26 protein-coding genes are annotated in these 25,063 nt (G+C 72.7%); 6 read left to right on the forward strand and 20 right to left on the reverse strand.

Annotation, left to right across the window (positions count from 1 at the left end; genetic code table 11):
• Positions 1 to 43 precede the first annotated feature (43 nt).
• The 4 genes from Asera_RS25425 to truB all read right to left on the reverse strand — a co-directional run bounded on the left by Asera_RS25425 (position 44) and on the right by truB (position 5,084).
• Positions 44 to 2,380, reverse strand: a complete 2,337-nt coding sequence (locus Asera_RS25425) for a polyribonucleotide nucleotidyltransferase (RefSeq protein ID WP_030446392.1) — start codon at positions 2,378 to 2,380, stop codon at positions 44 to 46.
• Between the two features lie 319 nt (positions 2,381 to 2,699).
• Positions 2,700 to 2,969, reverse strand: a complete 270-nt coding sequence (gene rpsO / locus Asera_RS25430; RefSeq protein ID WP_030446393.1) for a 30S ribosomal protein S15 — start codon at positions 2,967 to 2,969, stop codon at positions 2,700 to 2,702.
• A 183-nt stretch (positions 2,970 to 3,152) separates the two neighbouring features.
• Complete coding sequence (locus Asera_RS25435) at positions 3,153 to 4,097, reverse strand: bifunctional riboflavin kinase/FAD synthetase (RefSeq protein WP_030446394.1); 945 nt, start codon at positions 4,095 to 4,097, stop codon at positions 3,153 to 3,155.
• Positions 4,098 to 4,190: 93 nt separating this feature from the next.
• Positions 4,191 to 5,084, reverse strand: a complete 894-nt coding sequence (truB, locus tag Asera_RS25440; protein ID WP_280529743.1) for a tRNA pseudouridine(55) synthase TruB — start codon at positions 5,082 to 5,084, stop codon at positions 4,191 to 4,193.
• 208 nt (positions 5,085 to 5,292) lie between these two features.
• On the opposite strand from truB, the gene Asera_RS33670 reads away from it, so the two are divergent.
• Positions 5,293 to 5,421, forward strand: coding sequence for a hypothetical protein (locus tag Asera_RS33670; protein ID WP_280529744.1), 129 nt, complete (start codon positions 5,293 to 5,295; stop codon positions 5,419 to 5,421).
• A 95-nt stretch (positions 5,422 to 5,516) separates the two neighbouring features.
• On the opposite strand, the gene Asera_RS25445 is transcribed toward Asera_RS33670, so the two are convergent.
• Positions 5,517 to 6,890 carry an MFS transporter gene (locus Asera_RS25445; protein WP_211255584.1) on the reverse strand — a complete coding sequence of 458 codons (1,374 nt, stop codon included), beginning with the start codon at positions 6,888 to 6,890 and terminating at the stop codon, positions 5,517 to 5,519.
• A 194-nt stretch (positions 6,891 to 7,084) separates the two neighbouring features.
• Positions 7,085 to 7,843, reverse strand: a complete 759-nt coding sequence (locus Asera_RS25450; RefSeq protein ID WP_030446397.1) for a GH25 family lysozyme — start codon at positions 7,841 to 7,843, stop codon at positions 7,085 to 7,087.
• Positions 7,844 to 8,152: 309 nt separating this feature from the next.
• On the opposite strand from Asera_RS25450, the gene Asera_RS25455 reads away from it, so the two are divergent.
• Entirely contained in the window at positions 8,153 to 9,061 is a 909-nt protein-coding gene (locus tag Asera_RS25455; RefSeq protein WP_030446398.1) for a hypothetical protein, read from the forward strand.
• Here Asera_RS25455 and Asera_RS25460 read toward each other — a convergent pair whose 3' ends face one another.
• The 7 genes from Asera_RS25460 to rbfA all read right to left on the reverse strand — a co-directional run bounded on the left by Asera_RS25460 (position 9,062) and on the right by rbfA (position 14,107).
• Positions 9,062 to 10,387 carry an MATE family efflux transporter gene (locus Asera_RS25460; protein ID WP_030446399.1) on the reverse strand — a complete coding sequence of 442 codons (1,326 nt, stop codon included), beginning with the start codon at positions 10,385 to 10,387 and terminating at the stop codon, positions 9,062 to 9,064.
• A gap of 49 nt (positions 10,388 to 10,436) precedes the next feature.
• Positions 10,437 to 11,216, reverse strand: a complete 780-nt coding sequence (locus tag Asera_RS25465) for an MBL fold metallo-hydrolase (protein ID WP_030446400.1) — start codon at positions 11,214 to 11,216, stop codon at positions 10,437 to 10,439.
• Positions 11,217 to 11,226: 10 nt separating this feature from the next.
• Positions 11,227 to 11,361, reverse strand: coding sequence for a hypothetical protein (locus Asera_RS33675; protein ID WP_280529745.1), 135 nt, complete (start codon positions 11,359 to 11,361; stop codon positions 11,227 to 11,229).
• A gap of 399 nt (positions 11,362 to 11,760) precedes the next feature.
• Positions 11,761 to 11,979: a DUF6186 family protein gene (locus tag Asera_RS25470; protein WP_030446401.1), complete on the reverse strand. Its 219-nt coding sequence runs from the start codon at positions 11,977 to 11,979 to the stop codon at positions 11,761 to 11,763.
• Between the two features lie 108 nt (positions 11,980 to 12,087).
• Positions 12,088 to 12,495, reverse strand: a complete 408-nt coding sequence (locus tag Asera_RS25475) for a hypothetical protein (RefSeq protein WP_030446402.1) — start codon at positions 12,493 to 12,495, stop codon at positions 12,088 to 12,090.
• 92 nt (positions 12,496 to 12,587) lie between these two features.
• Entirely contained in the window at positions 12,588 to 13,598 is a 1,011-nt protein-coding gene (locus tag Asera_RS25480; RefSeq protein ID WP_030446403.1) for a DHH family phosphoesterase, read from the reverse strand.
• Positions 13,595 to 14,107 carry a 30S ribosome-binding factor RbfA gene (gene rbfA, locus Asera_RS25485; RefSeq protein WP_051802258.1) on the reverse strand — a complete coding sequence of 171 codons (513 nt, stop codon included), beginning with the start codon at positions 14,105 to 14,107 and terminating at the stop codon, positions 13,595 to 13,597. Before rbfA ends, Asera_RS25480 begins: the two co-directional genes overlap by 4 nt.
• 130 nt (positions 14,108 to 14,237) lie before the next feature.
• Here rbfA and Asera_RS25490 point away from each other — a divergent pair, with 130 nt between their 5' ends.
• Together Asera_RS25490 and Asera_RS25495 are read left to right on the forward strand one after the other, a co-directional pair.
• Positions 14,238 to 14,801 (forward strand): helix-turn-helix domain-containing protein, encoded by a 564-nt coding sequence (locus tag Asera_RS25490; RefSeq protein WP_051802259.1) that lies wholly within the window; start codon positions 14,238 to 14,240, stop codon positions 14,799 to 14,801.
• Position 14,802: 1 nt separating this feature from the next.
• On the forward strand, positions 14,803 to 16,086 hold the full coding sequence (locus Asera_RS25495; protein WP_051802260.1) for an MFS transporter: 1,284 nt from the start codon (positions 14,803 to 14,805) through the stop codon (positions 16,084 to 16,086).
• A gap of 77 nt (positions 16,087 to 16,163) precedes the next feature.
• On the opposite strand, the gene Asera_RS25500 is transcribed toward Asera_RS25495, so the two are convergent.
• Both Asera_RS25500 and Asera_RS25505 read right to left on the reverse strand, forming a co-directional pair.
• Positions 16,164 to 16,457, reverse strand: coding sequence for a DUF503 domain-containing protein (locus Asera_RS25500; RefSeq protein ID WP_030446407.1), 294 nt, complete (start codon positions 16,455 to 16,457; stop codon positions 16,164 to 16,166).
• A 58-nt stretch (positions 16,458 to 16,515) separates the two neighbouring features.
• Positions 16,516 to 17,652, reverse strand: coding sequence for a TRM11 family SAM-dependent methyltransferase (locus tag Asera_RS25505; protein ID WP_157034815.1), 1,137 nt, complete (start codon positions 17,650 to 17,652; stop codon positions 16,516 to 16,518).
• Positions 17,653 to 17,752: 100 nt separating this feature from the next.
• On the opposite strand from Asera_RS25505, the gene Asera_RS25510 reads away from it, so the two are divergent.
• The gene (locus tag Asera_RS25510) at positions 17,753 to 18,112 is read left to right on the forward strand and encodes a DUF202 domain-containing protein (protein ID WP_035296693.1); all 360 of its coding nucleotides are present in this window, start codon (positions 17,753 to 17,755) and stop codon (positions 18,110 to 18,112) included.
• A 39-nt stretch (positions 18,113 to 18,151) separates the two neighbouring features.
• On the opposite strand, the gene Asera_RS25515 is transcribed toward Asera_RS25510, so the two are convergent.
• Entirely contained in the window at positions 18,152 to 18,598 is a 447-nt protein-coding gene (locus tag Asera_RS25515) for an Lrp/AsnC family transcriptional regulator (RefSeq protein WP_030446410.1), read from the reverse strand.
• A gap of 146 nt (positions 18,599 to 18,744) precedes the next feature.
• On the opposite strand from Asera_RS25515, the gene Asera_RS25520 reads away from it, so the two are divergent.
• The gene (locus Asera_RS25520) at positions 18,745 to 19,662 is read left to right on the forward strand and encodes an EamA family transporter (RefSeq protein WP_030446411.1); all 918 of its coding nucleotides are present in this window, start codon (positions 18,745 to 18,747) and stop codon (positions 19,660 to 19,662) included.
• A gap of 87 nt (positions 19,663 to 19,749) precedes the next feature.
• On the opposite strand, the gene infB is transcribed toward Asera_RS25520, so the two are convergent.
• From infB to rimP, 4 genes are all read right to left on the reverse strand, one after another.
• Complete coding sequence (gene infB, locus Asera_RS25525) at positions 19,750 to 22,722, reverse strand: translation initiation factor IF-2 (protein WP_030446412.1); 2,973 nt, start codon at positions 22,720 to 22,722, stop codon at positions 19,750 to 19,752.
• Positions 22,723 to 22,834: 112 nt separating this feature from the next.
• A complete protein-coding gene (locus tag Asera_RS25530) occupies positions 22,835 to 23,170 on the reverse strand; it encodes a YlxR family protein (protein ID WP_084131599.1) in 336 nt (111 codons plus the stop codon).
• Between the two features lie 93 nt (positions 23,171 to 23,263).
• On the reverse strand, positions 23,264 to 24,301 hold the full coding sequence (nusA, locus tag Asera_RS25535; protein WP_030446413.1) for a transcription termination factor NusA: 1,038 nt from the start codon (positions 24,299 to 24,301) through the stop codon (positions 23,264 to 23,266).
• Positions 24,298 to 24,948 carry a ribosome maturation factor RimP gene (gene rimP, locus Asera_RS25540; RefSeq protein WP_084131570.1) on the reverse strand — a complete coding sequence of 217 codons (651 nt, stop codon included), beginning with the start codon at positions 24,946 to 24,948 and terminating at the stop codon, positions 24,298 to 24,300. The genes nusA and rimP overlap by 4 nt, the downstream gene beginning before the upstream one ends.
• Positions 24,949 to 25,063 lie beyond the last annotated feature (115 nt).

The raw sequence follows: 25,063 nt of genomic DNA on the forward strand, positions 1-25,063 counted from the left end.
GGTGACCGGGATCCCGACGCCTCGCCGCGGTGCCAACCGAGAATCAGTGGTGCCGGCTGCGCCGACGGCGACGCTCGCCGCCGTCGCGGGACTCGCCGGCCTTGTGCTCGCCGTCGCCCTCGCCGTCCTCCGCCGGGGCCGCCTCGGCGGCGGGCTCCGCCGCCTGCTCGGCCTGCTCCTCCTCCGGCTTGACCAGGTCGAGGTAGACCTTGCCGCGGTTGTCGACGTCGACGATCTCGACCTCGACCTTGTCCCCGACGTTCAGGTAGTCCTCGACCCGCTCGACGCGCTTGTTGCCACCGAGCTTGGAGATGTGCAGCAACCCGTCGCGGCCCGGTACCAGCGAGATGAACGCACCGAACGCCGCGGTCTTGACGACGGTCCCGAGGAACCGGTCGCCCTTCTTCGGCAGTGTCGGGTTCGCGATCGCGTTGACCCGCTCCACCGCGGCGGCCGCGGACGGACCGTCCGAGGCGCCGATGTAGATCGTGCCGTCGTCCTCAATGGACAGCTCGGCGCCGGTCTCGTCCTGGATCGCGTTGATGGTCTGGCCCTTCGGCCCGATCACCATGCCGATCTTGTCGACCGGGACCTTCACCGTGGTCACCCGCGGCGCGTAGTCGCTCATCTCGGCCGGCTGCGCGATCGCCGCGCCCATGACCTCCAGGATCGTCGCGCGGGCCTCGCGGGCCTGCTGCAGCGCCTGCGCCAGCACCTCCGACGGGATGCCGTCGAGCTTGGTGTCCAGCTGCAGCGCGGTGACGAACTCGCTGGTCCCGGCGACCTTGAAGTCCATGTCGCCGAACGCGTCCTCGGCGCCGAGGATGTCGGTGATGGCCAGGTATTCGGTCTTGCCGTCGACGGTGTCGCTCACCAGGCCCATCGCGATGCCCGCCACCGGCGCGGCGATCGGCACGCCGGCCGACATCAGGCTCATGGTCGACGCGCAGACCGAGCCCATCGAGGTCGAACCGTTGGACCCGAGCGCCTCGGAGACCTGCCGGATCGCGTACGGGAAGTCCTCCCGCTTGGGCAGCACCGGCACCAGCGCCCGCTCGGCGAGCCGGCCGTGGCCGATCTCGCGCCGCTTGGGCGAACCCACCCGGCCGGTCTCACCGGTCGAGTACGGCGGGAAGTTGTAGTTGTGCATGTAGCGCTTGGACTTCTCCGGCGCCAGGGTGTCCAGGGTCTGCTCCATCCGCAGCATGTTCAGCGTGGTGACACCCATGATCTGGGTCTCGCCGCGCTCGAACAGCGCGGAACCGTGCACTCGCGGCAGGATGTGCGTCTCGGCGCTCAGCGGCCGGATGTCGCGCGGGCCGCGGCCGTCGATGCGGACCTGGTCGCGCAGGATGCGCTGCCGGACCAGCTTCTTGGTGACCGCCTTGACCGAGGCGCCGATCTCCTTCTCGCGGCCCTCGAAGTCGGCCCCGACACGCTCGTAAGCGAGCTCCTTGACCCGGTCCAGCTCGCTCTCGCGCTCCTGCTTGGCGCCGATCTTCAGCGCCTCGGCCAGCTCGCCGGAGATCGCCTGCTCGACCGCGTCGTAGACGTCCTGCTCGTAGTCGAGGAAGACCGGGAACTCGATGGTCGCCTTGCCGGCCGCGTCGGCCAGCCGCTGCTGGGCCCGGCACAGCTCGGCCAGGTGCGGCTTCGCCGCCTCCAGTCCCTGCGCGACGATCTCCTCGGTCGGCGCGACCGCGCCGCCCCGGACCAGGTCGACGGTCGCCGGGGTGCCCTCGGCCTCGACCATCATCACCGCGACGTCGCCGTCGTCGAGCAGCCGCCCGGCGATGACCATGTCGAAGGTGGCGCGCTCGCGCTCCTCCTGGGTCGGGAACGCCACCCACTGGCCGTCCACGTGCGCGACCCGGGTCGCGCCGATCGGGCCGGAGAACGGCAGCCCGGACAGCTGGGTGGACATCGAGGCCGCGTTGATCGCGACCACGTCGTACGCGTGCTGCGGGTCCAGCGCGAGCACCGTCTCGACGACCTGGACCTCGTTGCGCAGCCCCTTGACGAAGCTGGGCCGCAGCGGGCGGTCGATCAGCCGGCAGGTGAGGATCGCGTCCTCGCTGGGCCGGCCCTCGCGGCGGAAGAACGAGCCGGGGATCCGGCCCACCGCGTACATCTTCTCCTCGACGTCGACCGTCAGCGGGAAGAAGTCGAACTGCTCCTTCGGGTGCTTGCCGGCGGTGGTGGCGGACAGCACGACGGTGTCGCCGAGCTGCGCCAGCGCCGAGCCGGCCGCCTGCTGGGCGAGCCGCCCGGTGGAGAACGTGATGGTACGGGTGCCGAAGTCACCGTTGTCGATCACGGCCTGGGCGGAGTGCGTGCCCAGGTTGACGACCTCGGGTTCGTACCCGGTGGTTTCTGTCATGGTGCGGATGCTCCTTGCATGTCGGGCTTCCCGACAGGCCGGTCTGCCACCAGACGACGTGCGGAGCCACTGCGCGTCCGGTCTTCGATCGAAGCACCCGGTCGTCGCCGTTTCGGATTCGGCGACGCGCCGAGGGCCACTACCGAGGACCGGTGCGAAGCTCCCCGCCGGTCACGGTCGGCGGATGCCTGCCGGGGATGCGGCGGCACTCTGCCGACCGCATCGGGTCCTTCGCGCCGGCCGGGCCGCAGGCAGCGGCGGCGGCACCAAGAACCGGGCGGGGACGCCACCGGCGTCGGTGGCGTCCCCGCCCGTCACGTCAACGCCGCAGGCCGAGCCGCTCGATGAGCGCCCGGTAGCGGTTGATGTCCTTGCGGGTCAGGTACTTCAGCAGCTTGCGGCGACGGCCGACCAGCTGCAGCAGACCACGCCGGCTGTGGTGGTCGTGCTTGTGGGTCTTGAGGTGTTCGGTCAGATCCTGGATCCGCCGGGTCAGCAGCGCCACCTGCACCTCGGGCGAGCCGGTGTCGCCCTCCTCGGTGGCGTAGTCGGTGATGATCTGCTGACGGGTCTCGACGTCGAGCGCCATGTTCTCCCTTGTCGTTGTCGCCTTCGTGTGTCCGGTCGGGGCGAACTGTCGTCCGCGCCGCGAAACCGGCCCCGCACCCACGGCGCCGTGCAGGCATGCGGGTCACCACCGCTGACACGGTGTGCGATCCCACGGTACCAGTCAGGCGGCCCGCGCCCGCCGCAGCCCCACCCGACGGGCCGCTCAGAGCGACCGGGGCAGACCGAGCACCCGGCGACACTCCCGCACGTCCGACTCGATCTGCGCCACCAGCAGCTCGACCTGGTCGAACCGGCGTATCGGACGCAACCTGGCGATGAAGTCCAGCTCCACCCGGTCGCCGTACAGATCGCCGTCGAAGTCGAGCACGTACGCCTCGACCCGGCGGTCCTTGCCGGAGAACTGCGGGTTGGTACCGATGCTGATCGCGGCCGGCAGCCGGTCGGTCGCGCCGTCGCGCATCAGCCAACCCGCGTACACCCCGTCGGCCGGCACCGCCGCCTTCGCCGGGGTGAGCAGGTTCGCGGTGGGGAACCCGAGCAGCCGGCCGCGACGGTCGCCGCGGACCACCACCCCGCCGAGCCGGTGCGGCCGGCCGAGCGCCGCCGCGGCCGCGCCGACGTCACCAGCGTCGATGCAGGACCGGATGTAGGTCGAGGAGAAGACCGTGTCGTCCTCGGCGATCAGCGGGGCGCCCTCGACCGTGAAGCCGAACTTGCGGCCCAGCTCGCCGAGCAGCGCCACGGTGCCGGCGGCCTTGTGCCCGAACCGGAAGTTCTCCCCCACCACGACCGCCTGCGCGTGCAGGTGCTCGACCAGCACGTCGTGCACGAACGTCTCCGGCGACAGCTTGCTGAACTCGACGGTGAACGGCAGCAGGCAGAACACGTCCGCGCCGAGCCGTTCGATCAGCTCCGCCTTGCGTTCCGGGTCGGTCAGCACCGCCGGATGGCTGCCCGGCCGGACCACCTCGGACGGGTGCGGGTCGAAGCTGATCACCACACTGGCCACGCCGAGCTTGGTGGCCAGCGCGACGGTGTGTTCGATGATCGCCTGGTGGCCGCGATGCACCCCGTCGAACACGCCGATGGTGACCACCGAACGACCCCAGCCGTTCGGTGCCGCATCCACCCCTCGCCAGCGCTGCACGCCGCCCTCCCCTTCGTCGATGGTCGGCGTTACCGACCGGTATCCACCGTACTCAACGGCGATCCCGCCGCATCGGGTGCGGCCGGCGCCGGGTCACGGCGTCGCGTCGGCCGGGGCCAGCACGATCTGCGGCCGGGCACGGCCGTCCCGCTCCGCCGCCACCGCGAGCAGCGTCCCGTCCGGTCCGTACACCGCGTACGGGCCGGTGCGCTCCTCGCCGGGCAGCGAGCCGCCGTGCCCCAGCACCCGCGCCGCGTCGGCGTCGACCGTACGGCCGGGCAGGATCCGGGCCGCCGCGGCGGCCGGCGACAGCGGTACCGGGTCGGCGCCGTCGAGCAGCGCGTCCAGCGTGACCGCCTCGGCCAGGGTGAAGTCGGCCACCCGGGTCCGGCGCAACGCGGTGAGGTGCCCGCCGACGCCCAGCCCGGCGCCCAGGTCGCGGGCGATGGCCCGGATGTAGGTACCGGACGAGCAGGCGACCCGCACGTCCACGTCGAGCAGCCCGCCGGGCACCCGGCGCAGCGCGTCGACCTCCAGCCGGTACACGGTGACCGGGCGGGGCGGCAGCGACACCTCGTCGCCGTCCCGGACCCGCTTGTACGCCCGCTGGCCGTTGATCTTGATGGCGCTGACCGCGCTGGGCACCTGCTGGATCGCGCCGGTCTGGGCGGCGAGCCCCTTGCGTACCTGCGCCTCGGTGACCGCATCGGCGCTCGTGCCGCCGGTCGGCTCGCCCTCGGCGTCGTCGGTGACGGTGCTCGCGCCGAGCCGGATCGTCGCGTGGTACTCCTTGTCCGCGCCGGTCAGGTAGGTCAGCAGCCGGGTGGCCCGGCCGATCGCGAGTACCAGCACGCCGGTGGCCATCGGGTCCAGCGTGCCGGCGTGCCCGACCCGGCGGGTACCGGCCAGCCGGCGCAGCCGCGCCACCACGTCGTGCGAGGTCATCCCCGCCGGCTTGTCCACCACCACGAACCCGGCCCTGTCCACGACCAGGCAGCTTAGAGGCTTCGTCCGGACCCCTGGGAAGCCGGCCGGCGGTGCGGTTTCGACGGTGCGGCACGTCACCCGCCGGACCGGGGCGCGTGCCGGAATATTCGCTGCTTTCCGGGCGATACTCCAAGTGAGGCCGTTGGCCTCGCGAAAGCCGAGAGCCCCGTCGAAGAAGGGGCCGGCCCGAGCATTCGAGGAGGAAGCCATGGTGTTGACCGCATTGCTGGTGGAAGCCGTAGCAGCGGTGTTGGTGGCGGGTGCGTTGGCGATGTGGTCGCGGCGCCACTTCGCTCCCCGGACGGTCGCCGCCAACCGGCACGACCACGAGCTCTGATGCAGCGCCGGCGCCGAGCGCGCCGGCCCGCCGGGCAGCCGGCCCGGACCGAGCAACCGCGGCGCCCGACCTGACCGGTCGGGCGCCGCGTCGCGTCAACGGGGCAGCGGTTCGAGCTTCTGCCCGACCCCGCTCTCGTCGATCGCGGCCATCGGGACCCGGGCCGTCTCCGGGATCCGGATGATCGGCACCAGCGCGATCACCGCGGCCGCCATCAGGTAGTACGCCGGCCAGTCGTCGTTGCCGGTGGCGTGGATCAACGCGGTGACCACGACCCCGGTGGTACCACCGAACAGGGCGGTCGAGACGTTGTAGCCGATGGCGAACGAGCCGTACCGCACCCGGGTCGGGAACATCGCCGGGAACGTCGAGCCGATGACCGCGAGCATCAGCAGCAACAGCAGCGCCACGATCAGGAAGCCGACGAACAGCAGTACCGTGCTGCCGCTCTGCATCAGCTTCAGGCTCGGCCAGCTCAGCAGGATGAACCCGATCGCCGCGGTCAGCAGCAGCGGCTTGCGGCCGACCCGGTCCGACAGCGCGCCCAGCGGGCCGATCAGGGCGATCTGGATCGCCTCGACCACGATGATGATCAGCACCGAGGTGGTGTCGCTGATCTTGAGCGTGTCGGTGAAGTAGCTGGGCATCGTGGTCAGCAGCATGTAGTCGGCGACGTTGAGCAGGATGACGATGCCGACCAGGTTGAGGATCATCCGCCAGTTGCGCGCCAGCGTCTCCCGGATCGGCGCCTTCTCCGCCTTCTGACCGGACTCCTCCAGCCGCTGGAACTCCGGCGTGTCCTCCAGCTTGGTCCGCAGGTACAGCCCGACCAGGCCGAGCGGGAGGGCGATGAAGAACGGGATCCGCCACGCCCAGGCATGGATCTGCGGTGTGGTGAAGCCCAGCGTCACCGCGAGCACCACGATGTTGCCGAGGATGTAGCCGGCCAGCGTGCCGGCCTCCAGGAAGCTGCCGAAGAAGCCGCGGCGTTTGGTCGGCGCGTACTCGGCGATGAACGTCGCCGCCCCGCCGTACTCACCGCCGGTGGAGAAGCCCTGGATCAGCCGTAGCAGCAGGACCAGGATCGGCGCCGCGATGCCGATGCTGTACGCGCCGGAGTAGGTGGGCAGGCAGCCGACCAGGAACGTGCAGCCGGACATCAGCAGGATCGTGATCGACAGCACCCGCTTGCGGCCGAGCTTGTCGCCGAGCGGGCCGAAGAAGGCGCCGCCGAACGGACGGACGATGAAGCCGACGGCGACCAGCGCGAGCGACTTGAGTACGGCGGTACCGCCGCCGCCACCGGGGAAGAAGACGGTACCGATCGTCGCGGCGATGATGCCGGAGGTGAAGACGCCGTAGTCGTACCACTCGGTGGCGTTGCCCATCGCGGACGCCAGCACCGCCTTGCGGACCGTGCCCGGGTCCACCGGCGGCTTCGTAGCCTGCGCTTCGGCCATGTTCGTCATCGACCTCCTCGTGCCTGGTGCTGCCCGGAGGCTGGGCGCCGCACCGGCAGGGTTTTCCGCTGCATTCGTCAAGGCAATCAATATCCAGCCGGGAAAGTAGGCAAACGCGGGTAATTGCCCGACTACCCGCAGTTGCCGTGATGCGGCGGAGGGAGACACCGGCACCGCGTCGCCCACCGCCGCGGAGCCCCTCGTCAGGGCGTGTTGTTGGCCAGCGCGAGCAGCCGGTCGGCCGAGCCGTTGAACACGTCGGTGTCCACCGCACCCGAGATGCCCGGCACCGAGCCGTTGTCGGCGTACTGCCAGAACGTGTACGTGCCCCAACCAGCCGGCATGCTCGGGCTGCTGACGCCCCAGTGCGCCACCCACATCGGGTTGGACGAGCCGAACGCGGTGCTGCCACCGGTACAGCTGGACCACCAGGACGCGGTCGTGTAGAGCACCGCGTCGCGCCCGGTGTCCGCCCGGTAGGTGGTGGTGAAGTCCTTGATCCAGCTGACCATGGCGGACGCGGAGAGCCCGTCGCAGCCGGACACTTCCAGGTCCAGCGCGCCGGGCAGGGTGAGGTTGTCGGCCGACCAGGCCCCCCCGTGCGCGGCGAAGTAGTTGGCCTGCGCGGCGCCGGAGGAGCTGCCGGGCCGGGCGAAGTGGTACGCACCGCGGATCACGCCGGCGTTGTACGCGCCCGTGTAGTTCGCCGAGAACGCCGAGTCGATCACCGACGTTCCCTCGGTGGCCTTGATGTAGGCGAACCGGATCCCGGAGCCCTTGACCGAGCTCCAGTTGATGCTGCCCTGGTAGTGCGACACGTCGATGCCGGGCAGGCCGGCCGGCGCCGCCTGCGCGGGGGCGGCGCCGAGGAGCGCCGCGCTCGCGGCGACGAGCATCCCGGCCGCGGTGGCCAGCGCCCGGAACCTGCGGGGAACACGTCTGACGACGGCAGGAACTTTCATGTGCCCTCCATGTCGGGTAGCTAACTGCCGCCTCATTAGAGCCCACTTTTCCTATAAATGCCACATCTGAAGCAAATCCGTTGTAACGGATTCATCGCCCGGAACGAACGTGCGGCCCCGACCGTCGGTCGGCTCGCGGGTGCCCCGTCGGTCGGCTCGCGGGTGTCGCCGGCTCGGACCGCCGGTCGGCTCGCGGGTCTCGGTTCGTACCTTCGGCCGGCCCGCGCTGGCCGGACGGACGATCCGGGGCAGCGAGCGTGATCGCGACAATCACCTGTCGCCGCCCGCACCGGAACGAAGAGAGCAGCCGTGTCCGAACCGAACGACTGGTGGAAGCGAGCGGAACGCCGCGCCGTACGCGCGAACCGGCGGCGCCGACTCGGCCGCGCCCTGCTCGCCCCGTTCCGCTTCGTCGTGGCGCCGCGCTCCCCCGGCGTCGTCGCGGTCACCGCGCTGCTCGCGGTCGCCGCGGTGCTCGCCGGCGGCTACCTGTGGCGGCACCCGGGCCGCCTCACCGACCGGTTCGCCGCCCACCAGACGACCCCGCCGAAGCCGGTCACCGACCCGTTCGTGGGCACCCCCGCGTACGACTACCGGTCCGGCGCGGCCGGCATCACGCTGCCGACGCCGCACGCCGTCGGCGGCTACTCGGCGTCGACCGTACGCACGGCGCTCGACGCGGTACGGACCACGCTGATCCGCGGGCATCTGGACCACCGGATGCTCGTCGACCACGACGACTCGGCGCTGCTCGCCTCGCTGGTAGCGGAGGACCGGCACCATGCACACCGCGCGGTGCTGCAGGGCAACCTCGGACTGCGGGTCGCCGACGGTGCCCGGCTGAGCGACCGGCAGGCCCGGGTGAAGGGCGCGCTGAAGGTGTCGATCACGCGCGAGCGCGGCACCCGGTACCTGACCGTCACCAGCAACGTCGTCTGGGCCTACGCGTTCCGGCAGGCGAGCGACCCGGTCGTGGTGCACGACAGGCTGGTCTTCTGGTACCTGACCGGGGCGCACCGCACCGCCGCGCACCGCGGCCTGTGGGTCCGGGAGTACCACGAGTACCTGTACGACATGGACTGCGCCGCCGCGGATGCCGGCTTCCTCAAGCCGCACCCGGCCATCGACCCGTCCGCCAGCCCGGGCGCCGGGATCGCCGACGGCGCCGCGCTGTACGACCCGAAGCACACGATGAAGATCCAGAACAGCTGCCGCTGATCAGCCGGAGCCCGGTACCGCCCAGCGGCCGCGGACGGTGCGGCCGACGGCGAGCACCAGCCGCAGCGCGATGAAGACGCCCAGCCCGGCCCAGACGCCGCCCAGCCCGAGCCGCAGCACGTACGCCAGCCAGATCGCCGGCAGGAATCCGGCCAGCGTGGAGATCAGCGTCAGGTTGCGCAGGAAGCCCACATCGCCGGCGCCGATCAGCACCCCGTCCAGGGCGAACACGACGCCGGCCAGCGGCAGCAGCCCGACGAACCATGGCCAGGCGAGCATCGCCTGCCGGTGCACGGCCGGATCGGCGCTGAACACCCCGGGCAGTACCGGTGCGCCCAGCCCGACCAAAAGAGCCAGGCCGGCGCCACAGACCGCACCGGCGATGCCGATCCGCCGGGCGGTCAGCCGCGCCTGCACCGGGCGGCCGGCGCCCAGGTCCGCGCCGATCAGCGACTGTGCGGCGACCGCGACCGAGTCCAGCAGCAGCGAGCAGAAGTTCCACAGCTGCAGCGCGATCTGGTGGGCGCCCAGGGCGGCGGCGCCGAACCGGGCGGCGACCGCGGCCGCCGAGGTGAAGCACAGCTGCATCGACAGGGTCCGCAGGACCAGGTCGCGGCCGACCGACAGCTGGGCGCGCAGCAGCGCCGGGCGGGGCCGCAGGTCGACCCGCTCGGCCAGCAGGGCGGCGACGAACAGGATCGCCGAGATCGTCTGGGCGGTGACGTTCGCGATCGCGGAGCCGACCAGGCCGAGCCCGGCCGGGTAGACGAGTACCGGTGCCAGGACCGCGGACAGCAGGTTCGCGGTCAGCACGAACACCACCGGACGGCGGGTCGCCTGCACGCCGCGCATCCAGCCGTTGCCGGCCAGCGCGAGCAGGATCCCGGGCGCACCGAAGGCGGCGATGCGCAGCCAGCGCTCGGCGCCGGCCGCGATCTGCGCCCCGCCGGCGCCGCCGCCGGCGAGGGCGTGCGCCACCGGCTCGGCGAGCAACTGGGCGACCAGCACGAACGCCAGCCCACCGGCCAGCGCGAGCCAGCTGGCCTGGACGCCCTCGACGACCGCGCCGGTCCGGTCGCCCGCACCGTACCGGCGGGCCGCCCGGCCGGTGGTGCCGTAGGCGAGGAAGTTGCCGAGGATGGCCGCGGCGGACAGGATGTTGCCGCCCAGTGCCAGGCCGGCCAGCGGGACCGCGCCGAGGTGGCCGACCACGGCGGTGTCGACCAGCACGTACAGCGGCTCGGCGGCGAGCACGACCAGCGCCGGCAGGGCCAGCGCGGCGATCCGGCGTCCGGAGGCCACCTCGGCCCGTACGGTCGATGTCACGCCGTCATCATGACACGGCGCGGTAATCAGCGAAAGCCGCACCCACTGCTTACATATCGGGGCCGGTCAGCTCGATGACCTGGTCCTCGTCCGCGACCAGGATCGGCCCGGAGAAGTGCTCGGCCGCCTCCGCCGCGGCCCGGCTCCGGTCCGCGCCGGGCCAGAAGTGGGTCAGCAGCAGCCGCCGGGCACCGGCCTGGGCGGCGAACCCGGCCGCCTCCCGGGCCGACAGGTTGAACCGCTGGTCGGGTATCACCGTGCTGACCGGACGGTCCTGGAACGTGGCGTCGACCGCGAACAGGTCGGCGCCGGCACCCAGCCGGGCCACGGCCGGATCCGGCCCGGTGTCGCCGGTGTAGGCGAACACGCCGCCCGGCCCGGTGACCCGGACCCCCGCGTTCGGCACGTAGTGCGGCAGGGCGACCAGCTCGATCCGCACCGGGTCGAGGTCGATCGAGCTACCCGGCCGGTACTCGTGCCAGTCGAACGCCGCCGCCAGCAGCTCCGCGCCGTCCGCCCCCTCCAGCGGCGCGAGCACCTCGGCGAGACCGGCCGGTGCGTACACCGGCAGCCGGGGCAGGCCGGCGCCGCGGAAGCCGTAGTGCCGGGCCCGCAGCAGCGCGTGCACGTCGAGCATGTGGTCCGGGTGGGCGTGCGTGAGCACGACCGCGTCGAGCCGGTCGGCCGGCAGCGCGGCGAACAACCGCGGCGCGGTGCCGTACCCGAGGTCGACGACGAGATGCCGGCCCGCGTCACTGATCAGAAAACCGGTGCAAGCGCGGCCCGGTTCGGGCCAGGCGCCGCAGCTGCCGAGGACACGGATCCGCACCCGGCGCAGGCTACCAGCGGCTCTCCAGCGAGCGCTGCAACGCGCGCTGCGCCTCCCGGCGTTGCTCGTCGCGCTCCTGCTGGCGGGTGCGCTCCGGGTCGGTCGCGGCCGGCTTGGCCGGTGGCTGAACGGTGGTGGTCGGCATGGCAGTTCCCCTCACCCCCGGCCGCATGGCGGCCGGCTGTCGGATCGGCTGTGGGGCCCGGCATCGGATGTCGGGCCGTGCTGTCGAGGCCCGACATCGCCGTCGGGTCGCACCGTCGGACCACGGCGGGGGTGACCCGCGCGTCGGCCGGACGGACGCTCCTCGACCCGCGACCGCGGCGCGAAGACGCCGCCACGGCTACGAGCGAGGCGCTCGGCACGGCTGGAGCCGACGGATCCGCGTCGGCTCCGGGTGAACCGTTGAACGCGCTGCGTTGCCGCGCGCGTCCCGACCCAAGTTAACGTTCGTTCCAGTGGATGCACCCGACTTCCCACCATGCGGACTGTGATCGTGGCGTCATCCAGCGCAGCCGGCGGTACCGGGGTGCCGCCAACGACCTCAGCGGGCGAAGAAGTGGAAGCCGACCCACCACCAGAAGCCGAGCAGCGCCACCCGGCCGAGCGGGACCCGGCCCACCCGGTACCGCATGACGAAGCCGCACAGCTGGGCGAGCGTCGGTACCCGGGAACCCTCGCGGCGGCCGGCCACCTCCAGCGCCACGATCGACACCAGGGCCAGCCCGTACGCGACGAGCGTCGCGATACGCGTAGCGCTCATCGCCGTTCCTCCTTCGTCGGAACGCCGATCAGGCACGACGACGCGCGATCCCCATGACTCACTCGCTCACGCTCGCTCATCGCCGTTCCTCCACGCGCGCACGCTCGCTCATCGCTTCACCAGCGCCCAGTACCCGGTGATCCAGCCCAGGAACACCGCCGCCCGCGCCCAGTAGTGCTGCAGCACCGGGTCCGCCAGCGCGGACAGCGTCGGATGCGCCGGCGTCGACCCGAGCGCGAAGCTGACCAGCTCGAAGGTGGCGAAGACCAGCACCGGTACCAGCCACCACAGCGCCTGCCGGGCGACCTTCCGGACGGCCGGATGGCGGGTCAGCCGGCGGGTGACGCCGAGCCAGAAGAACGCGCCACCGATCCCGATCATGGTGATGGTCGAGCGCAGCGAGAACGACGGGAACGCACCGACGGCGAGCGAGGCGCCGACGAAGCCGACCACACGGGCGGGCGCGTACCAGCGCGGCGGCGCGGACTCGGCCGCGGCCGGAGACTGTTGATCCACGTCTTCCGATTCTCATCCGCCGACCGGCGGCGGGACAGCCCGTTGCCGCGATCCGTCGCTCACAACGGACGAAACGCCGGACCGCCGGCCGCTCAGCGATCCAGCGGGCAGTCGGCAAGCGCGGCGGTGACCGAGGCGAGCACCTCGTCGACGCTGCCGTGGCCGGTGAAGCCGGCCGCGAACCGGTGCCCGCCACCGCCGAGCGCCACCGCCACCCGGCTCACGTCCACCGCGCCCTTGCTGCGCAGCGACACCACCCACTCCTCGGCGGCGGCCTGCTTGGCGAGGCAGGCGACCTCGGCCTCCTGCGCGGTACGCAGGTCGCCGATCAGCGTCTCCAGCACCTGCGGCGGCTGGCCGTGCCGGGCCAGGTCGTCGAGGGTGGCGTGACTGGACACCAGGCCCGCGCCGGAGGCGGCGCCCGGGTCCAGGCGCGCCCGACCGAGCACGTCGGCGAGCAGCCGCAGCGCGCCGAACGGACGCGTGTGGTACAGCTTGCGGCTCAGCTCGGCGTGCGGGATGCCGGTGGCCACGAGCCGGCCGGCCAGCTCGTGCACCGCCTGGGTGGTGGCGGCGAACGCGAACGAGCCGGTATCGGTGGACAGCGCGACGTACAGGCACTCCGCGATCGGCGCGGTCAACCGGACGCCGAGCCGGCGCAGCAGCTCGTCGACCAGGACCGCGGTGGCGGCGGCGGACGGGTCGACCAGGTTCAACTCGCCGAAGCCGGGGTTCGACGCGTGGTGGTCGAACACCAGCGTGTGCCCCGCGGTACCCAGCCGGTCGGCGAGGTCACCGAGCCGTTCGACGCTGCTCGCGTCGAACGACACCAGCAGGTCGGGTGCGCGCGGCGCCTCGCCCGGCGGTACCAGCAGCTCGCGGCCGGGCAGCTCGGCCAGCACGCCGGTCAGCTCGAACGGGCTGGGGAAGCTCGCCTGCACCGGTAGCCCCAGCTGGGCCAGGCCGAGGCCGGCGCCCAGCATGCTGCCCAGCGCGTCGCCGTCCGGGTTCAGGTGGCAGGTGAGCAGGATCGAGCGGGCCGACCGGAGCCGGTCGAGCGCCGCCGCCCAGTCCGCCTCGGCGATCGGGGCGGGTGGCGTCACGCGGGTCCGCCGGGCCGGGCGTGCGAGAGGTCACGATCCGGCTCGTCGGCGACCGGCTCCTCGGCCTCGTCGCCGGTCTCGTCCTCGTCGTCCTCGTCCACCTTGTACGGCTGGGCATCGCCGGCGTACTGCGCGTCGACCGCCTGCCGTTGCACCTCGGCGTCGGCGGCGCGGGCGGCGGCGAGCAGCTGCTCGATGTGGTCGGCCTGCTCCGGCACCTCGTCGACCACGAACGTCAGCGTCGGCGCGAACCGCAGGCCCAGCCGCTTGCCCACGATGCTGCGCAGCAGCCCGTTCGCGCTGGCCAGGGCGGCGGTGGTGGCGGCCTGCTCGGTCGGGTCACCCAGCACCGTGTAGAACAGCGTGGCGTCGTGCAGGTCGTTGGTGAGCCGGACGTCGGTGATCGTCACCATGCCCAGCCGCGGGTCCTTGACCTGCTTGCGCAACGCGGACGCGACCAGCTCCTTGATCCGTTCGGCGTACCGGCGCACCCGGGCGGGGTCCGACATGATTCCTCCAGCTCTCGTTTCGAACCCTTCGACAGTACTGGGGATGCGCCGAACGACCGCAGGGGCCCGTCGCCCATTCGATGCCAAGTACTCTTTCCAAAGCTAGCTTTCCAAAGATATGGTGGCATGCATGTCGAAGCCCATCGTGGAGCTGACCGACCCGCGCGCCCTCCGCGCCCTCGCCCACCCGCTGCGCCTCGCCCTGCTCGGCCTGCTCCGCCGGGAAGGGCCGCTCACCGCCACCCGTGCCGGCCAGCTGCTCGACGAGTCGTCCGCCAGCTGCTCGTTCCACCTGCGCCAGCTCGCCAAGTACGGCCTGGTCGAGGAGGCCGCCGGCGGCACCGGCCGGCAGCGGCCGTGGCAGGCCACCGCCCGCGCCACCACGTGGCCGAGCCGCCCGGACAGCCTGGAGGTACGGGCCGCCACCGACGCGCTGTCCGCGGTGATCGCGGAGCGCTATCTGGCGGCGATGCTGAACTGGATCGGCCGCCGCGACGCGGAACCGGACGAGTGGCGCCAGGCGCCGTTCGGCGACCAGGACGTGTACCTGACCGCCGCCGAGATGGCCGACCTCGCCGAACGGACCACCGCGCTGTTCGCGCCGTACCTGCCGCGCACCGACGACGAGTCGCTGCGGCCGGCCGGTGCCCGCCGGGTGATGTACCTCGACGTCGCCCTCCCCCTCGGCCGCTGACATGGCGCGGGCCGACACGCTGCGCATGCTGCGCGCGCCAGACTTCCGCCGGCTGTGGGGCAGCCACACCGTCTCCCTGCTCGGCGACCAGATCCGCACCCTCGCGCTGCCGCTCGCGGCGGTGCTCGTGCTGCACGCCGGCCCCGCCCAGATGGGGTTGCTGACCGCGGCGGGGACCCTGCCGGCCCTGCTGTTCTCGCTGCTCGCCGGCGCCGCGAGCGACCGGTACGGGCGGCGGCGCCGCACCATGGTGCTCGCCGACCTGCTGCGCGCGGCGCTGCTCGCCACGGTGCCGGTCGCCGCCGTGTTCGGCACGCTGAGCCTGACCCAGCTGTACCTGGTGGCCTTCGGGACCGGCACGCTGTCGGTGCTGTTCGACGTGGCCGACGCGAGCATGTTCGTCGCGGTCGTGCCGCGGGAGCGGTTCGTCGCGGCCAACTCGCTGATCCACGGCAGCCGGGCCGCGTCGTACCTGGCCGGGCCGAGCCTGGGCGGCCTGCTGGTGCAGGCGGTGGGGGCGCCGCTGGGACTGCTCGCCGACGCGGTGTCGTTCCTCGCCTCGGCGGTGCTGCTGCGCGGGATCCGGACGCCCGAGCCGCCCACCGAACGCGCCGGGCTGGCCGGCCTGGTGGGCGGGCTGAGCTACCTGCGCCGGTCCGCCACGATCCGCGCCACGCTCACCGGTACCGCGGTGATGAACCTGTTCAACTTCGCCTTCGCCGCGCTGTTCACGCTGTACGCCACCACCGCGCTGGGCATCTCCCCCGGCACGCTCGGGCTGGTGCTCGGCGCCGGGGCGGTCGGCAGCCTGCTCGGCGCGTTCCTGACCCCGCGGCTCGGCCGGCTGATCGGGATCGGGCCGGCAGCGCTGCTCGGGATGGTGCTGTTTCCCGCCCCGCTGATCCTGGTGCCGCTGGCGGACCGGCCCGGGCCGACCGCGCTGCTGCTGGTGTTCGGCTCGGAGTTCGGCGCCGGGCTCGGCGTGATGATGCTCGACATCGCGTTCGGTTCGATCACCGCGGCGATCGTGCCGGCCCGGTTGCGGGCGCGGGTCTCCGGCGCGTTCCAGTCGGTCAACTACGGGGTGCGACCGATCGGATCGCTGCTGGGCGGGGCGCTCGGCGCCGCGCTCGGGTTGCGCCCGGCGCTGTGGATCGCCACCGTGGGCGCCCTGGCCGGCGTGCTGTTCGTGCTGCCCAGCCCGGTGCGGCGGCTACGCCGGCTCCCGGACGAACCCGAGGAACAGCCGACCGGCGGGCCGCTGCGCGCCGGGGCACCCGCCTGACGCCACCGGTAGCCGGGCCCGACCGAGCCGCGCGCGCTCACCCGGTGCTGCGCACGGCACCGGGGAGCCGCGGTCGGTCAGTCGTCGGCGCCGTACCGGCGGCGGCGCACCGACAGCAGCTCCAGCTCGGGCCGGCCGGCGACCAACCGCTCGCACGCGTCCAGCACCTCGGTGAGGTGCCCGCTGTCGCCGGAGACCGCGGCGACACCAAGCTGGCTGCGCCGGTGCAGTTCCTGGTCGCCGACCTCGGCGACCGCCACGTCGAGCTTGCGCAGCGCGGCGACGACGGGCCGCACGTACGCCCGCTTGGCCTTCAGCGAGTTGCTGTCGTCGGGCAGCAGGACGTCGAACAGCGCGGTACCGGTATACACGTGCTCACGGTAGCGGGCGGCACCGAGCGCGGCGCGGCCGGTGCGGCGGGATCGCCGCTCAGTCCACCGGTCCCGGGACGCCACCGGTGTCTCCGGACGCCGGCTCCGCCCCGACGTCCGGCCGGCCCGGTTCGGTGCCGGGCCGCACGCGTGCCGGCACCGGCTCGCTCTCCCGGCGGGCGACCAGCAGGTCGCGCACGATCGCCTGGTCCACCCGGTGCTCGAACCCCTGGTACGCGGGACCGTCCAGCACCGTGAGCCCGGCATCGGTGAGGATCGCGGCGAGGTCGGCCCGGCGGGACACGTGGGTGTTGAACGACAGCCCGAACGCGCCGCCCGGCCGCAGCAGCTGCGCCCAACTCGGCGCCGACGCGGCGATCAGCTCCACCGGGCTGCGCGACACGCTGCGCCCGTGGCTGCCGTGCGCCACGCCGTACGGCGCGTCCGCGACCAGCACGTCGAACGACCGGTGCCGGAAGAACTGTCCGATGTGGACGGTGTCGCCGATGATGGCGGTCAGCTCGATCGTCTCGCCGGCCCGGTACTGCTCCTTGGTCGCCGCCAGCTCGACGTCGAACCGGCGAGCCAGTACCGACCGGTTGCGCCGGATCGGCGCCCACTGCGCCTTGTGCTTGATCCGTGCCGCGCGCAGCCACGTCTTCAGAAACGCCGCGTACGCGTCGATGTCCTTGCTGTCGATGTCCACACCGGCGACCGACAGCCCGTACATCAGGGCCTGGTTGAGCGTGGTGCCGCGGCCACACATCGGGTCGAGCACCCGCAGCTTGCGGGCCAGCAGGTCGCCCGGCCGGTCGGTGGACAGCGCCGTGACGTTCAGCAGCAGCTTGGTGAACTGCTCGTTCGTCTTCCCCGGATACTTGAGGATGGTGAGCAGATCCGAGCCGAACAGGTCCAGCGGGGTCGCGGTCACCGGCCGCAGCAGCCCACCGACCCGCTCGAACATCGCGTACCGCGAGGACAGGTTCGCCAGGTGGGCCAGGTCGGTGTCGGTCAGCGCCTCGGCGGTGAACGTCACGTACGGCACGCCGGCGATCTCGGTCTCGGCGACGTCCGCGAGCTTGCCGCCCAGCACCGTCGCATCGAACACCGCCAGCTCCCGCCGGGTCAGCGTCACCGCGGTCTGCGAGTACACCCGGTTCAGCGACGGCAACAGCAGGATCGCGTACTCGGCCATGACGGTGCGGTGCTCCTCGCTGTCGGTGGGTCGCCGACGATTGTGCCAGCGTCCCGCCGAGACGACCCCGGCGGCCGGTCACCGGTGGCAGCATGAGGCCGTGCCCGACGAGCCCGCACCCGACGCCGACCGGCCCACCCTGGACCGCAGCGCCGCCTGGCGGGACCACCTGGCCAACGAACGCACGTACCTGGCCTGGCTGCGCTCGGCGCTCGCGGTGCTCGCGCTGGGGCTCGCCGCCGCCCGGTTCGGCGGCCGGGGCGGCGTCGCGGCCGGCGCCATCCTCACCGTCGTCGCGATCGCCGGGCTGGTCTTCGGCGCGGCACGGTACCGGCGGGGCCGGCGCACCATCACCACGGGCGTCCTGCCGGCCGGTGGCGGCACCGCGCCGATCATCGCCGGCGTAATCCTGGTGGTCAGCTTCCTGCTCGCCTTCCTCGTACTCGAACTCGCCGACTGACGGAGCCACCGCACACCGTGCCCGTGCCCCGCGTACCGGTCAGGGCACGTCGGGCAGCGGCGGGCAGCGCCTCGGCACCGGTGTGGAGACGACCACCGAGGTGGTGGTCTGCCCGTACAGCAGGAAACGGTCCAGGATCGACTCGATGTGGGCCATGCTCGCCGCGTGCAGCTTCAGCAGGAAGCAGTCCTCACCGGTGATCCGGTGACACTCGCTGATCTCCGGCAGTTCCTCGGCGAGTGCGACGATCCGGGCCAGCTGGCCGGCCACCGGTCGAATCCGCGCGAACGCCGTCAGCGGCAGGCCGAGCGCCGCCGGATCCAGCGTCACCCGGTAGCCGCGGATCACCCCGGCCCGTTCCAGCCGCTGCACCCGCTCGGTCACCGCCGGTGGCGACATGTCCAGCCGGCGGGCCAGCGCCGACATGCTCATCCGCGGGTCGGCGGACAGCTCGCGCAGCAGCCGGACGTTCGTCGCGTCGAGCAACTCGTGCGGGCCGGGTCCACCGTTCGCCGAGTGCCGGCGCACGGCTCCCGGCACGGTCTGCTGCCGCCGTGAATTCTGAGGCAATTGATCGCCACCACCTTCAGATTGCCATTCTCTCCCGCCAGAGTGCCTCCCAGGATGGCGTCATGACCACACTTCAGCCTGGACCCACCCGGGTCGGGCTCGTCGGCCGGACGGTCGGCCGGCTGCCTCCCACCACCTACTTCCTGACCAGCGCCGTGTTCCACTACCTCGGCCCGTCGCTTGCGGTACTGCTGTTCGTACACGTCGGCGCGCTCGGCGTGGCGTGGCTCCGGATCGCCAGCGCCGCGCTGCTGCTCGGCCTGTGGCGCCGCCCGTGGCGGCTGCTCGCGCGGCTGGACCGGCGGCAGCGCCTGCTGCTGCTCGCCCTCGGCGCGGTACTCGCCGCGATGAACTCGCTGTTCTACCTGGCGGTGGCGCGGCTGCCGCTGGCCACCGTCGGCGCGGTCGAGTTCCTCGGCACCATCCTGCTCGCCGCCCTCGGCGTGCGCAGCCGGCGGAACCTGATCGCCCTCGCCGTCGCCGTGGGCGGTGTCGCCACCCTCACCGAGGTACGCGTCGACGGCAGCGGGCTCGGGTTCCTCTTCGCGTTCGGCAACTGCGCGCTGTTCCTGCTCTACGTCGTGCTCGCGGCCCGCATCGCGACCGCCGACCGGGCCGACGGCAAACCCGGGCCGGGCGCGTCCACCGGCGGGATCGACCGGCTCGCCGCGGCCATGGTGATCGCCGCGGTGGCCGCCACCCCGATCGGCCTGCCGGCCGCGATCCCCGCGTTCGGGCATCCGTGGTGGCTGCTGTGGGGTGTCGGGGTGGGCATCTGCTCGTCGGTCATCCCGTACCTGACCGACCAGCTCGCGCTGGCCCGGCTGCCCCGGGCGACGTTCGCACTGCTGCTCGCGCTGCTCCCGGCGGCCGCGGCCGTGCTCGGCCTGATCATCCTGCACCAGGTACCCACGCTGACCGAACTGGCCGGCATCGCGCTGGTGGTCGGCGGCATCCTGCTGCATCGCGAGCGCGGCTGACCCGTCGCGGCGCCCCGGTACGTGGCCCCGACATGGCACTGGCCGGACCCCGGGCGGGGTCCGGCCAGCGCCGTCACGCGTCGCGCGTCAGGCGCGCGGCTTCTCGCGCATCTCGAAGTTCTCGATGACGTCACCGACCTTGATGTCGTTGTAGCCACCGAGCGTCAGACCGCACTCGAAGCCCTCGCGGACCTCGGTCGCGTCGTCCTTCTCCCGCTTCAGCGAAGCGATCGACAGGTTCTCCGCGACCACGGCGCCATCGCGCAGCAGGCGCGCCTTCGCGTTGCGCCGCACCACACCGGAGCGGACCATGCAGCCGGCGATGTTGCCGATCCGGCTCGACTTGAAGACCGCACGGATCTCCGCCGAACCGAGCTCGACCTCCTCGTACTCCGGCTTGAGCATGCCCTTGAGGGCGGCCTCGATCTCCTCGATGGCCTGGTAGATCACCGTGTAGTAGCGGATCTCCACGCCCTCGCGCTCGGCCAGGTCGCGCACCTTGCCCTCGGCCCGGACGTTGAACCCGATGATCGTCGCCGTCGAGTCGCTCGTCGCGGACGCCAGGTTGACGTCGTTCTCGGTGATCGCACCGACGCCCCGGTGGATGATGCGCAGCTGCACCTCTTCCGGGATGTCCAGCTTGACCAGGGCGTCTTCCAACGCCTCGACCGAACCGGACACGTCGCCCTTGAGGATGAGGGCGAGGGTGGCCTTCTGGCCCTCCTTCACCTGCTCCATCAGGGTCTCCAGCGTCGCGCGGCCACGCGAGTACGCGTTCGCGGCGGCACGCTTGCGGGCCTCCCGCTGCTCGGCGATCTGCCGTGCGGTGCGGTCGTCCTCGGCCACCAGGAACGTGTCCCCGGCACCCGGCACCGCGGTCAGACCGAGCACCAGCACCGGACGCGACGGCCCGGCCTCCTCGACCGGCCGGCTGTACTCGTCGAGCATCGCCCGGACCCGGCCGTGACCGGTACCGGCGACGATCGAGTCACCGACCCGCAGCGTGCCCTGCTGGACCAGCACCGTGGCGACCGGGCCGCGGCCCTTGTCGAGGTGACCCTCGATCGCGACGCCGTGCGCCGACCCGTCCACCGGAGCGGTCAGCTCCAGCGACGCGTCCGCGGTCAGCAGGACGGCCTCCAGCACACCGTCGATGTTGATCCGCGACTTGGCGGAGATGTCGACGAACATCGTGTCGCCGCCGTACTCCTCGGCGACCAGGCCGTACTCGGTCAGCTGCTGGCGGACCTTCGCCGGGTTGGCGCCCTCGACGTCGATCTTGTTGACCGCCACCACGATCGGCACCTCGGCCGCCTTGGCGTGGTTCAACGCCTCGATCGTCTGCGGCATCACGCCGTCGTCGGCCGCGACCACCAGGATCACGATGTCGGTGACCTGGGCACCGCGGGCACGCATGGCGGTGAACGCCTCGTGGCCCGGGGTGTCGATGAAGGTCACCTTGCGCTCTTGACCCTCGTGCTCGACCTCGACCTGGTAGGCACCGATGTGCTGGGTGATGCCGCCGGCCTCGCCCTCGACCACGTGCGTGGACCGGATGGCGTCCAGCAGCTTGGTCTTGCCGTGGTCGACGTGACCCATCACGGTCACCACCGGCGGCCGGGACACCAGCCGGTCGGCGTCCACGTCGGCCTCGAGGTCGATGTGGAACTGCGCGAGCAGCTCGCGGTCCTCGTCCTCCGGGCTGACGATCTGCACGTCGTAGCCGAGGTGCTCGCCGAGCAGCAGCAGGGTGTCGTCGGTGCACGACTGGGTCGCGGTCACCATCTCGCCCAGGTTGAACATCTCCTGGACGAGCGAACCCGGGTTCGCGTCGATCTTGTCGGCGAAGTCGGACAGCGAGGCACCCCGCGGCAGCCGGACCGTCTGGCCCTGACCACGCGGCGCACCCGAACTCATCGTCGGTGCCGACAGGTTGTCGAACTCCTGCCTGCGCTGCTTCTTCGACTTGCGGCCGCGACTCGGGCGGCCACCCGGCCGGCCGAACGCACCGCTGGTGCCGCCGCGACCGCGACCCCCACCACCGGGGCGACCGCCACCACGGAAACCACCACCGGCCGGCGCGCCGCCGCCACCGCGGTAGCCACCGCCGCCACCGGCACCGCCGCCACCGCCGCGGTAACCGCCACCGCCACCGGCGCCGCCACCACCACGGAAGCCGCCGCCACCGCCGCCCGGACGGCCACCGCCGCCACCGGGGCGACCGCCACCGGCGCCGCGGCCACCACCCGGCCCAGCGGGCCGGGCCGGACGCTGCGACGGCATCTGGGACGGGCTGGGCCGCGGCGGCATCGACGCCGGGCTCGGCCGCGGCGGACGCTGGTCACCGCCGGGCCGCGGGCCGCCGGGGCCGGCGGCCGGACGCGCCGAGCCGCCACCCTGGCCGATACCGAACGGGTTGTTGCCGGGACGCGGTGCCGGACGGCCGCCAGGCCGCTGGCCGGGCCGCTGGGCCGGGCGCGGACCGGGGGTCGCCTGCGGGGCCGGCCGCGGGCCGGGGCGCGGCCCCGGACGGGCCGGTGCACCGGTGCCGCCGGCGGCCGGCGGCTGCTCCTCCGGGCCGGACTCGGCACGCTGCCGGGCGGCCTCCTGGGCAGCCCGAACCGCCGCCTCCTGGTCCTTCTTCAGCTGGGCGGCACGGGCTTCCGCCGCCGCCACCTCGATGTCGTGCGCGCTCGCCGGCTTGCTCGGCGCGGCCGGACGCGGACGCGGACCCGGGCGCGGCCCCGGCTTGGGCAGCGCGCTGGGCTTCGCCGCGGGCTTGTCGGCCGCGGGCGCCTCCGGCGCCTTCGCGGTCGTGGTCGCCGCCTTCTTCGCCGGTGCGGCCTTCTTCGCCGCCGGCTTCGCCGGCTGGTCACCGCCGCCGGCCGCCTTCTGCTGCTCCGCCGCGAGAACGTCACGGAGCCGCCGCGCCACCGGTGCCTCCACCGTGCTGGACGCGGACTTCACGAACTCGCCCATGTCTTTCAGCTTTGCGAGCACGCTCTTGCTGTCGGTACCGAACTCTTTGGCGAGCTCATGTACGCGGGCCTTGCCTGCCACTGCACTCCTCATCTTGAGGCCGGGCGGGCAGACCCGCTCGACCTCACTCGTGCAACACCCGAAGCCTGTTCATCACAGTGACTTCATCGTGCGCTCATGTCGGTCGACCTACCTAGTTCGTTCGGGCCGGATCGGGGCGATCCGTGCCGTCGGCTGTTCCGCTTGCTGCGTGCTCACGCACGTGCTCCGTGACCGGTGTGTCGTCGACACCCGATCCGGAACTGATCCGCAACGCGCGAGCGAAGGCCCGACGTTTGCGGGCTGACGCGACGCAGGCCGGATCCTGGTGCACGTGAGCACCCCGACCCGGCAGTCTGCGCAGCGGATCGGGAACCAACCGGAAACCGGCCGGATCCGCAACCGCCACGACACGCAGCAGAACGGTGGCTGGCGCACGACGCCGGCAGCCCACACACGTGCGGACCGGAGACGCGCGACGTACCGCGATCAAGCTTACTCCTCAGCCGTCGGGCAGGCTGAACCCGGTGCATCTGGCCGATCCTCCCGGACCGGATGCACCGGGGCGTGCCCGATATCGGGGTCAGCGAGCGGTGTCCGCCGCGCCGACCGCTCCGCCCGCCACCTCAGGCGGTGCGCTTCCGGCCTGCTCGGCGTCGGACCGGATGTCGATGCGCCAACCGGTCAACCGGGCGGCCAGGCGGGCGTTCTGCCCCTCCCGGCCGATCGCGAGCGACAGCTGGTAGTCGGGCACCACCACGCGCGCCGCCCGGGCGGCCGCGTCCACCACTTCGACCCGCAGCGCCTTCGCCGGCGACAGCGCGTTGCCGACGAACTCGGCCGGATCCTCGGACCAGTCGATGATGTCGATCTTCTCGCCGTCCAGCTCGCTCATCACCGAGCGGACCCGGGCGCCCATCGGGCCGATGCAGGCACCCTTCGGGTTCACCCCGGGCACGCTGGAGCGCACCGCGATCTTGGTCCGGTGGCCGGCCTCGCGCGCGATCGCGGTGATCTCGACGGTGCCGTCGTTGATCTCCGGCACCTCCAGCCCGAACAGCCGCTTGACCAGGTTCGGATGCGACCGGGACAGGGTGATCTGCGGGCCGCGCAGGCCCTTCGCGACATGCACGATCACGCACTTGATCCGCTGACCGTGCTCGTAGGACTCGCCGGGGACCTGCTCGGCCGGCGGCAGCAGCGCCTCGATCTTGCCCAGATCGACGACGACGATGCCCTTCTCCGCCCGCGCCTCGTGCGCCTGGATCACGCCGGTGACGATGTCGCCTTCCTTGCCGACGTACTCGCCGTAGGTGACCTCGTCGGTCACCTCCCGCAGCCGCTGCAGGATGACCTGCTTGGCGGTCATCGCGGCGATGCGGCCGAAGTCGGCGGGGGTGTCGTCCCACTCGCGCACGACGGTGCCCTCGTCGTCGACCTCCTGCGCGTACACCCCGGCGATGCCGGAGCGGCGGTCGATCTCGACCCGGGCGTGCGGGTGCGCCCCCTCGGTGTGCCGGTAGGCGGTGAGCAACGCGGTCTCGATGGTGCTCAGGATCGTCTCGTACGGAATGTCGCGCTCGCGCTCCAGCGCGCGGAGGGCGGCCAGGTCGATGTTCATGCCTCCTCCTCCTCTGCCTCGGAAACGCCCGTCCCGGAACCATCCACCGCGGGACCGTCGGGTCCGGCGCCGGTGGACCGGCCGAACTCGATCTGTACCTTGCCCGGCCCCAGTTCGGCGTACCGGATCCGGCGCGGCGCGCCAGCCACGTCCATCTCGACCCCCAATTCACCGGCCTCGACCGGTATGTCCGCCGCGGTGATCCGCCCCACCACCGTCTGCTCCGCCACCGACACCGAGACCAGCCGGCCGACGTTGCGTCGCCAGTGCCGCGGCTCGCGCAGCGGCCGGTCGACGCCCGGCGAGGTGACCTCCAGCGTGTACGCCTCGGCACCGAACGCGCCGTCGGACTCGGCGCCGTCCAGCGCCCCGGAGATCGCCCGGGACAGCTCCGCCACGGCGTCCAGGTTGACGCCGGTGTCGGAGTCGACCACCACCCGCAGCACGCTGCGCCGGCCGGCCCGGGAGACGTCCATGTCCTCCAGGTCGTACCCGGCCGCCTCGACGACCGGCTCGACCAGCGACCGCAGCCGCTCGGCGTGCACGGCGAGACCGCCACCGCGGGGTGCCCGGGCGGCCGGCTCGTGCCGGGCCCCGGCGCCGCGCGCCGCACTCGTGCGACCGGCGCGTTGCGGGCGAGAACTCATACCGCACCTCCCCTCGACGACGGCGGCGGACGCTGCCGGCGTGACCATCCCCAGATCCGCTTCAGGCCGCGTCAGAACATCCAACGCGGCTCGACGAGAAGCGTAACCCGCCGTA

The sequence above is a fragment of the Actinocatenispora sera genome, from assembly GCF_018324685.1.
GTDB lineage: Bacteria > Actinomycetota > Actinomycetes > Mycobacteriales > Micromonosporaceae > Actinocatenispora > Actinocatenispora sera.

Excerpts from the sequence above, each read along its gene's own strand:
- Asera_RS25425 (WP_030446392.1), bottom strand. The coding sequence starts at position 2,380 with ATGACAGAAACCACCGGGTACGAACCCGAGGTCGTCAACCTGGGCACG.
- rpsO (WP_030446393.1), bottom strand. The coding sequence starts at position 2,969 with ATGGCGCTCGACGTCGAGACCCGTCAGCAGATCATCACCGACTACGCC.
- Asera_RS33670 (WP_280529744.1), top strand. The coding sequence starts at position 5,293 with ATGGTGTTGACCGCATTGCTGGTGGAAGCCGTAGCAGCGGTGTTGGTG.
- Asera_RS25445 (WP_211255584.1), bottom strand. The coding sequence starts at position 6,890 with ATGACGAACATGGCCGAAGCGCAGGCTACGAAGCCGCCGGTGGACCCG.
- Asera_RS25450 (WP_030446397.1), bottom strand. The coding sequence starts at position 7,843 with ATGAAAGTTCCTGCCGTCGTCAGACGTGTTCCCCGCAGGTTCCGGGCG.
- Asera_RS33675 (WP_280529745.1), bottom strand. The coding sequence starts at position 11,361 with ATGCCGACCACCACCGTTCAGCCACCGGCCAAGCCGGCCGCGACCGAC.
- Asera_RS25470 (WP_030446401.1), bottom strand. The coding sequence starts at position 11,979 with ATGAGCGCTACGCGTATCGCGACGCTCGTCGCGTACGGGCTGGCCCTG.
- rbfA (WP_051802258.1), bottom strand. The coding sequence starts at position 14,107 with ATGTCGGACCCCGCCCGGGTGCGCCGGTACGCCGAACGGATCAAGGAG.
- Asera_RS25490 (WP_051802259.1), top strand. The coding sequence starts at position 14,238 with ATGTCGAAGCCCATCGTGGAGCTGACCGACCCGCGCGCCCTCCGCGCC.
- Asera_RS25495 (WP_051802260.1), top strand. The coding sequence starts at position 14,803 with ATGGCGCGGGCCGACACGCTGCGCATGCTGCGCGCGCCAGACTTCCGC.
- Asera_RS25505 (WP_157034815.1), bottom strand. The coding sequence starts at position 17,652 with ATGGCCGAGTACGCGATCCTGCTGTTGCCGTCGCTGAACCGGGTGTAC.
- Asera_RS25520 (WP_030446411.1), top strand. The coding sequence starts at position 18,745 with ATGACCACACTTCAGCCTGGACCCACCCGGGTCGGGCTCGTCGGCCGG.
- nusA (WP_030446413.1), bottom strand. The coding sequence starts at position 24,301 with ATGAACATCGACCTGGCCGCCCTCCGCGCGCTGGAGCGCGAGCGCGAC.
- rimP (WP_084131570.1), bottom strand. The coding sequence starts at position 24,948 with ATGAGTTCTCGCCCGCAACGCGCCGGTCGCACGAGTGCGGCGCGCGGC.